The following is a 7,133-nucleotide window of genomic DNA, read 5'->3' on the forward strand; positions in this document are numbered from 1 at the left end:
GCCCGAACCCGCCGGCCGCGGCGGGTTCGGGCCCCTCCGCCGTGCACCGACGGTTCTGCGCGGGCGCTGTTCCACTGGGCGGGACCATCGCGGGGTGAGGGGCCGGTTTGCTTGCCGGGCCTTCGGAACTGGACGGATACTGCCCACATGCGATCCGCCCACAGAGACGAGCCGGTCTCCGTGCTCGACCGGATCCTCGCCATCCTCGAGACCGTCCGGGAGTCCAACGGCTCGACCACCATCACCCAGCTCGCCGTCGCCACCGGCATTCCCAAGTCCACCGTCTCGCGCCTCGTCGCCGATCTCGTGCGCCAGCGGTACCTCACCCGCGGAGAGGACGGCGTGGTCATCGGGCTCCGGCTCTTCGAGCTCGGGGCGCGCGCCAGCACCCCGCGCCGGCTGAGCCTGGCCGCCCTTCCCGTGCTCGCCGAGCTGTCCCATGCCACAGGTGAGCACCTCAACGTCGCCGTTCGGGAGGGATGCCAGATGCTCTCTGTGATCTCCGTCCGCGGCCGGCTGCGGCCGGTGCCGTCCCGGGCGGGGGTTCGGGTGCCGTCGGCGACGACGGCCCTCGGCAAGGCGGTGCTCGCGTTCACGCCCGACGGCGCCGTCATCGACGCGGTGATGGCGGGCTCCGACCGGTACGAGCGCGGCAGGCTCGAGCAGGAGCTGGCGGCGGTCCGCTCGGACGGAATCGCCGTGGACCGCTGCGAGACCTTCCCGGGCGTGGTGGGCGTGGCCAGCCCCATCCTCTCGCCCGAGCGTCTGCCGGTCGCCGCGATCTCCGTCGCGGGTCCGGTGAGCGACATGGATCCGAAGCGGATCGCGCCGCTCGTGCGCCACGCGGCGCTCGCGCTCACGCACAGGCTGGCGTCGCAGGTGGCCTGAGCATGGCAGCGGATGCCTCCACCGACGCGCTCGGCGTGCTCGACCGGATGACGGCCATCCTGGACGCCTTCGACGAGGATGACCGTGGCCTGGGGCTGTCGGAGCTGGCGACGCGCGCGGGCCTGCCGAAGTCGACGGTGTCGCGCCTCGTCGCGACGCTCGTGCGACAGCGGTACCTCGAGCGGGATGGGCGGCGGATCCACCTGGGGCTGCGGCTGTTCGAGCTCGGCCAGCTCGCGGAGGAGCCCCGCGAGCTGCGGATCGCCGCCCTGCCGGTGATGGCAGGGCTGCGCAATGCGACGGGGGAGAACGTCCTCCTGGCGATCCGCGACGGCGGGCAGATGGTGTGCCTCGCCGCGATGCGCGGGCGTGCCGGAACCCCGCTCGCGATCCGGACCGGCGGACGGTTCCCGGTGGCCGCCACTGCCCTCGGCAAGGCGGTGCTCGCACACGCGGAGCCGGAAGACGTCGATGCCGCCCTCGGGCCGGCGCCGACGGCATCCGCCTCCGCCACCGTCATGGATCCCACGCAGATCCGGCGCCAGCTCGCCTCGATCCGCGAAGGGCGGCCGGCCGTCGAGCTGGAGGAGTCCACGGCGGGCGTCTGGGCGGTGGCGAGCCCGGTCTTCGCACCGGACGGGGCGGTGGCGGCGGCCATCGGCGTGTCGGGCGCGGCAGACGCCTTCGACCTCGACCGGGCCGCGGAGGCGGTGGACGCCGCAGCCCTGTCCCTGTCGCGTCGCATCGCGCAGGCCGCTCGCGGCGGGTGAGCGGTCCGGCCTCGTCCGCGCGCGGCGATCCGCGTGGCTCAGGGCTGCGGGCGGGCGGCTCCGCGATCGGTCATCGTCGCGACCACCAGATCGCCGATGAGGCGCCGGTGGGAGTCCTGCAGGGACGGATCGAGCATGTCGCGCCCGAAGATGGCGGCGAAGGTGTGACGGTTGGCGACGTGGAAGCAGGCATAGGCGCTGATGATCATGTGCACGTCCACCGCGTCCACGTCATCTCGGAAGGAGCCGTCCTGCACGCCCCGCTCGATGACCTCCTGCAACAGGGTGATGGCAGTGGCGTTCTCGCGGAGGATCGTCTGGGACTGGCGGACGTGCTCCGCCCGGTGGATGTTCTCGATGCTCACCAGCTGGATGAACGCCTCGTGCGTCGTGTGGTGGTGGTACGTGGCCTCGGCGACCGTGCGCAGGGCGTCGGCGGGGGAGAGCTTCTCGATGTTGATTCCGCGCTCGACCCGCCGGATCTGGGCGTACACGCGCTCGAGGACGGCGAGGTACAGCCCCTCCTTCGAGCCGAAGTAGTAGTAGATCATGCGCTTGGTCGTGCGGGTCCGCGCCGCGATCTCGTCGACGCGGGCGCCCGCGTATCCGTTCGCCGCGAACTCGGCGGTGGCCACCTCGAGGATGTCGTCCTGCGTCCGGGCGGCGCGCTCGGTCGTCCCGCCGTCGCGCAGCTCGCTCGCCTCGTCTCTCATCGCGGGCTCCCTCCAGCGCTGGAGTCCTCCTCAGCGCTGATGAGCGCACGGAAGTGTCGCTCCATCCGTTCCCGATCGGGCGCCACGCCCGTGATGATTCGGAGACTAGCGCACGCCTGACCCACGGCCATCCGTCCGCCGTCGAGCACGGCATGGCCGCGCTCGCGCGCTCGCCGGATGAGCTCGGTCTCGAGCGGCCGGTACACGACGTCCGACACCCAGGCGCCCGGCTGCAGCAGCCCGACGTCGAAGGCGACGCCCGGGTGGTGGAGCATGCCGAGCGGGGTCGCGTGGACGACGCCGTCGGCCTGCGCGATGATCCCGGGGAGGTCGTCCGGCATGGCGGTGGCGACGGTCTGCGAGGGGAAGTGGGCGCGCATGCGCGCGGCGAGGTCGTCGGCGCGGGCGGGGTCGGCATCGAAGAGGTCGAGTCTCGACGTGCCGTGGGAGAGCAGCGCGTAGGCCGTCGCCGCGCCGGCGCCGCCGCAGCCGATCTGCACAACGCGGTCGAACGCCACGCCGGGGAGACCGGCGTCCAGGCCCTCCCGGAAGCCCATCCAGTCCGTGTTGTAGCCGACGAGGCCGCCCTCGTCGAAAACGACGAGATTCACCGCCTGCAGGTGCGCGGCATCCGCGTCGAGTTCGTCGACGAGGTCGACGACGAGCTGCTTGCAGGGATGGGTGATGTTCATGGCGGTGAACCCGGCCGACCGCGCATCGGCGAGGAGGTCGCCGACGTCGGTGGCCGGCCGTCCCAGGGCGATGAGGTCGAGGATGCGGTACTCGTAGTCCAGTCCGAGCGCGGCCGCCTCCGCCTCGTGCATCGGGGGAGTGAGGGATGCCGCGATCCCCTCGCCTATCAGGCCGACGAGGTAGCGCCCCCGAGGCGGGTGGGGCGACGATCCGGGGCGAGGTGTCTGATCGGTCACGTCGCGTCGGAGATCTCGAAGTCGACCGTGGCGAGCGAGGCCTTGACCGGCGCGGAGATGCGCAGCACTTCCTCGTGGGCGGGATGACGTGTGTACGCAGCGAGCCCGTCCAGGTCGTCGAAGTCCGCGACGATCGCGAGCTCGTGCGACGCCGGACCCGCGAGCACGTCTTCGCCGACGCTCATGCTGCGCAGCTCGGGGATCTGCGCGGGCAGCGCCCGCAGGAGCGACATCCAGTGGCGGCGCTCCTCCGCGGTGAACGCGGAGACGAACCGGAACACGGCGACGTGCCGGATCATCGGGCGGCCTCCTCTCGGGCCGCGCGCCGATGCTGATACTGGGCGGCGAGGCGGACCGGGGCGTTGAGCGCGCCGTACCCGGCGTACCCCTCGCGCCGTTCGACGACTTCGAGGAACACCGTGCCGACCGGCTGCGTGTAGAAGTGCAGGAACTCACCGGAGTCGTCCCGGTCGTACATCACGTTCAGCTCCCGGAGGTCGGCGAGCAGCCCGGGCTCGATCAGGTAGCGCGCCTCGATGTCGTCGTAGTAGTTCGCGGGGATGTCCAGCGGCGCGAACCCGCGGTCGCGCGCGGCCCGCGCCAGCGCGAGCACATCGCTGCTCGCGAAGGCGATGTGCTGGGGCAGGATAGCGTCGTCGCGGGCGCCCGACGGCACGAGGTTGAGGGCGATCCGCACGATGCCGTCGGCGCTGCGCAGCACCTGACTGCGCACGAGCCCCACCGGTGCGGCGACCTCGACGGATGCCTCGGCGTGCAGGTCCAGCACCGAGAGGAAGAAGAGCACGGCCGCATCGAAGTGCTGCCACGGCTGGGCGAGGTTGATGTGGTCCACCCGTTCGATGAGTCCCGCATCGGGGTCCGAGGGGCGCCCGAACTCGCCGACCCAGCGAGGTTCGCCGCCGCCGTCCGCGCCGAAGAACACCTCCGACCCGTCCGGGGTGCGCACCCCCACGAGCGGCTCCTCGCCTGCACCCTCCTGTCGCGGCACGTCGGGCGCGAACAGGTCCTCGGCGCGACGCACGGCCGTCGCGGGGTCGCTCACCGAGAAGCCGATGCCGGCGACGGTCGGCTGCCGGTGATCGGTGTCGGGCGCTCCGAGCACGACCCGCGCGGCACCCTGCGACCACAGCTCCACGGCCTTGCTGCGGTGCGCGCCGTGCGAGCGGAAGCCCAGCTGCCCGAGCAGGCGCCGCAGCTCGGGCAGCTCGGTCGTCCTGAGCTCGACGTAGTTGACGTCGGCGGGGGACGCGACGCCCGGCAGCCAGCTCGTCCGCATGCGGGCGGCGCCGCCGCCCGCGCCCGAGCCCAGCGCCGCCGCCGCCTCGTGCTCGAGCCAGCGCAGCGAGCGGCGCCCGTCGATCGCCGTGGCGAGGGCGTCGGTCTGGCGGAACGTGTCGTTGAAGATCTCGAGCGAGACCGGGCCGTCGTAGCCGGTGCGGATGAGGTGCGCCATGAAGGCGCCGAGATCGAAGCCGCCCTCGCCGGGGAAGACGCGGTGGTGCCGGCTCCAGGAGAGCACGTCCATCGTGAGAAGCGGCGCGTCAGCCATCTGCACGAAGAAGATCTTCTCGGCGGGGATGGTTTCGATGGCCTCGGGGCTGTGCCCCTTCGACAGGATGTGGAAGCTGTCCAGGCAGAGCCCGATGGCGGGATGGTCGGCGATGCGCACGATGCGCGCCGCGGTCTCGTAGCTGTCGACGAACCGGCCCCAGGCGAGCGCCTCGTACGCGACCCGGACGCCGAAGCCCTGCGCCAGATCGCCGAGCTGCCGCAGCTGCGCCGCCGCCAGCTGCTCGTCGCCGCTGCGAGCGGTCGCGACGTTGCTGCACAGCAGGATCGTGTCGATCCCCAGGCGGTTCATGAGGCCGAACTTCGCGGCGGCGCGGCGCAGGTTGCGCTCGAGGAGCTCGGGACCCACACCTTCGAAATCGCGGAACGGCTGATACAGGTCGAGGGTCAGTCCGAGCTCGTCCGCCCGCGCCCGGATCTCCTCCGGGGACCGGGGGGAGGCGACCAGGTCGGGCTCGAAGATCTCCACTCCGTCGAAGCCCGCGGCCTGCGCTGCGACGAGCTTCTCATCGAGGGTGCCACTCAGGCAGACCGTGGCGATCGAGGTGCGCATGGCGCCTTTCTGGAGCACCGACGCTGGTGCCCGCGTGATTCTCGGAACAGCATTGCATGGATGTGTACTAACTAGTACGTTCGAAGCGAAGCGCGATCGACGACGATTCAAGCCGCTGGGAGGGGATGCTCGATGGAGAGTCTCGCCGAATGGAACACGAGTCCGGCTCGCCACGACGCGCCGGTGTCCGTGCTCGACCGCATGATCAGCATCCTCGACGCGGTGAAGGACTCGGGCGGGTCGCTCTCGGTCACCGACCTCGCCGCCCTGACCCGCCTGCCGAAGTCGACCGTCTCCCGGCTCGTGGCCGAGCTGGCCGGCCAGCGCTATCTCGAGCGCACCGATGAGGGAGTGACCCTCGGGCTGCGGCTGTTCGAGCTCGGCGCCCGTGCGAGCGTTCCTCGCCGGCTCCTCGGCGCCGCGGCGCCCGTCATCCGTCAGCTGCGGGAGGTCACCGGCGAACGCGTCGGCCTCTGGGTGCAGCAAGGCACCGACATGGTCTCGATCGCGACGGTCGCCGGCCGGGTCCCCATGCTCCCGACACGCGCGGGCATGCGCACCCCGGCGCTGACGACCGCCAGCGGCAAGGCCTACCTCGCGTTCTGCGGCGACCAGGGGATCGTCGATCGCGTGAGCGCGCCGCTCGCCCGTGCCGACGCCGACCACTTCCGCGACGAGCTCTCGCATGTGCGCCACTCCGTCGTCGCGCTGGACATGGGCGAGTCCTATCCCGGCATCCTCGCCGTCGCGAGCCCGGTGCTCTCGAACGACCGTGCCGTGCTCGGCGCGATCTCGATCGCGGGCCCGAGCGGTGCCATGGACCCCGAGCGCGTGGCCCCGCTGGTGCGCGCGGCCGGAACGAACGTGAGCCGCCGGCTCACGGCCGCCTGAGCTCCATGCGCACCGCAGGATGGACCGACTCGGTCACCGTGCTGGACCGCGTGACCGCGGTCTTCGACGCGTTCGGAGAGCACGACGAGGGGCTGGGGGTGTCGGAGCTGGCCCGCCGCGCGAACCTCCCGAAGTCGACGGTGTCGCGCATCGCGGGCGATCTCGTGGCGCAGCGCTTCCTCGACCGCGAGGGCGACAAGCTCTACCTCGGCGTCCGGCTGTTCGAGCTGGCGCAGACCGTCGAGAAGCCGCGCCGCCTGCGGCACCTCGCGCACCCGGTGATGACCGAGCTGCGCGATGTCACCGGTCGCACGGCGAGCCTCGCCGTGCTGGAGGGCGCCGATGTCGTGATCCTCGCGATCGTTCGCGCGGAGGGCGGCTGCGCGCCGCCGGCGAGCATCGGCGGACGCCTGCCCGCTCACGCGACCGCTCTCGGCAAGGTCCTGCTGGCGTTCTCGCGCCGGGAGGGGGTGGCGCGACTCAAGGACGGGCTGCCGCAGCGCACGCCCCGCACGATCTCCGACCCCGCGGTCCTGGCGCGTGAACTCACCGACGTCCGGCGGCTCGGCGTCGCCACCGACACGGAGGAGTGCTCAAAGGACCGCGTGTGCGTGGCATCCGCGATCCTGGACCACGGCGGCGAGCCGGTCGCGGCGATCTCGGTGACCGCCCCCGCATCGGAGGCGGCGCCCGACCGCCTCGCGCCGGCCGTGCGCGCGGCCGCGCTCACGCTGAGCCGCCGGCTGGACACGACGCCTGACGCCTGACCCGCCGGCGACGACGAACGGGGTGGGCGCTG

At 72.3% G+C, this 7,133-nt stretch carries 8 protein-coding genes; 4 read left to right on the top strand and 4 right to left on the bottom strand.

The window, feature by feature from the left end; translation table 11 throughout:
• Positions 1–147 precede the first annotated feature (147 nt).
• Together ACFRAL_RS17290 and ACFRAL_RS17295 are read left to right on the top strand one after the other, a co-directional pair.
• Positions 148–888, top strand: a complete 741-nt coding sequence (locus tag ACFRAL_RS17290; protein WP_336394629.1) for an IclR family transcriptional regulator — start codon at positions 148–150, stop codon at positions 886–888.
• Positions 889–890: 2 nt separating this feature from the next.
• On the top strand, positions 891–1,658 hold the full coding sequence (locus ACFRAL_RS17295) for an IclR family transcriptional regulator (protein WP_378885360.1): 768 nt from the start codon (positions 891–893) through the stop codon (positions 1,656–1,658).
• Between the two features lie 38 nt (positions 1,659–1,696).
• On the opposite strand, the gene ACFRAL_RS17300 is transcribed toward ACFRAL_RS17295, so the two are convergent.
• The 4 genes from ACFRAL_RS17300 to ACFRAL_RS17315 are packed head-to-tail and all read right to left on the bottom strand — an operon-like array spanning position 1,697 to position 5,443.
• Positions 1,697–2,371, bottom strand: a complete 675-nt coding sequence (locus tag ACFRAL_RS17300; RefSeq protein WP_378885363.1) for a TetR family transcriptional regulator — start codon at positions 2,369–2,371, stop codon at positions 1,697–1,699.
• Positions 2,368–3,300 carry a shikimate dehydrogenase gene (locus ACFRAL_RS17305; RefSeq protein WP_378885366.1) on the bottom strand — a complete coding sequence of 311 codons (933 nt, stop codon included), beginning with the start codon at positions 3,298–3,300 and terminating at the stop codon, positions 2,368–2,370. The genes ACFRAL_RS17300 and ACFRAL_RS17305 overlap by 4 nt, the downstream gene beginning before the upstream one ends.
• Complete coding sequence (locus ACFRAL_RS17310) at positions 3,297–3,599, bottom strand: Dabb family protein (protein WP_378885368.1); 303 nt, start codon at positions 3,597–3,599, stop codon at positions 3,297–3,299. The genes ACFRAL_RS17305 and ACFRAL_RS17310 overlap by 4 nt, the downstream gene beginning before the upstream one ends.
• Positions 3,596–5,443, bottom strand: coding sequence for a bifunctional sugar phosphate isomerase/epimerase/4-hydroxyphenylpyruvate dioxygenase family protein (locus tag ACFRAL_RS17315; RefSeq protein ID WP_378885371.1), 1,848 nt, complete (start codon positions 5,441–5,443; stop codon positions 3,596–3,598). The genes ACFRAL_RS17310 and ACFRAL_RS17315 overlap by 4 nt, the downstream gene beginning before the upstream one ends.
• Before the next feature lie 132 nt (positions 5,444–5,575).
• On the opposite strand from ACFRAL_RS17315, the gene ACFRAL_RS17320 reads away from it, so the two are divergent.
• Positions 5,576–6,334 carry an IclR family transcriptional regulator gene (locus tag ACFRAL_RS17320; protein ID WP_336394635.1) on the top strand — a complete coding sequence of 253 codons (759 nt, stop codon included), beginning with the start codon at positions 5,576–5,578 and terminating at the stop codon, positions 6,332–6,334.
• A gap of 5 nt (positions 6,335–6,339) precedes the next feature.
• Positions 6,340–7,101 (top strand): IclR family transcriptional regulator, encoded by a 762-nt coding sequence (locus tag ACFRAL_RS17325; RefSeq protein ID WP_378885375.1) that lies wholly within the window; start codon positions 6,340–6,342, stop codon positions 7,099–7,101.
• Positions 7,102–7,133 lie beyond the last annotated feature (32 nt).

The sequence above is a fragment of the Microbacterium sp. NPDC056736 genome (genome assembly GCF_042790415.1).
Taxonomy (GTDB): Bacteria; Actinomycetota; Actinomycetes; order Actinomycetales; family Microbacteriaceae; genus Microbacterium.

Coding starts and splice junctions, on each gene's coding strand:
- ACFRAL_RS17290 (WP_336394629.1), top strand. CDS start 148: ATGCGATCCGCCCACAGAGACGAGCCGGTCTCCGTGCTCGACCGGATC.
- ACFRAL_RS17295 (WP_378885360.1), top strand. CDS start 891: ATGGCAGCGGATGCCTCCACCGACGCGCTCGGCGTGCTCGACCGGATG.
- ACFRAL_RS17300 (WP_378885363.1), bottom strand. CDS start 2,371: ATGAGAGACGAGGCGAGCGAGCTGCGCGACGGCGGGACGACCGAGCGC.
- ACFRAL_RS17310 (WP_378885368.1), bottom strand. CDS start 3,599: ATGATCCGGCACGTCGCCGTGTTCCGGTTCGTCTCCGCGTTCACCGCG.
- ACFRAL_RS17315 (WP_378885371.1), bottom strand. CDS start 5,443: ATGCGCACCTCGATCGCCACGGTCTGCCTGAGTGGCACCCTCGATGAG.
- ACFRAL_RS17320 (WP_336394635.1), top strand. CDS start 5,576: ATGGAGAGTCTCGCCGAATGGAACACGAGTCCGGCTCGCCACGACGCG.
- ACFRAL_RS17325 (WP_378885375.1), top strand. CDS start 6,340: ATGCGCACCGCAGGATGGACCGACTCGGTCACCGTGCTGGACCGCGTG.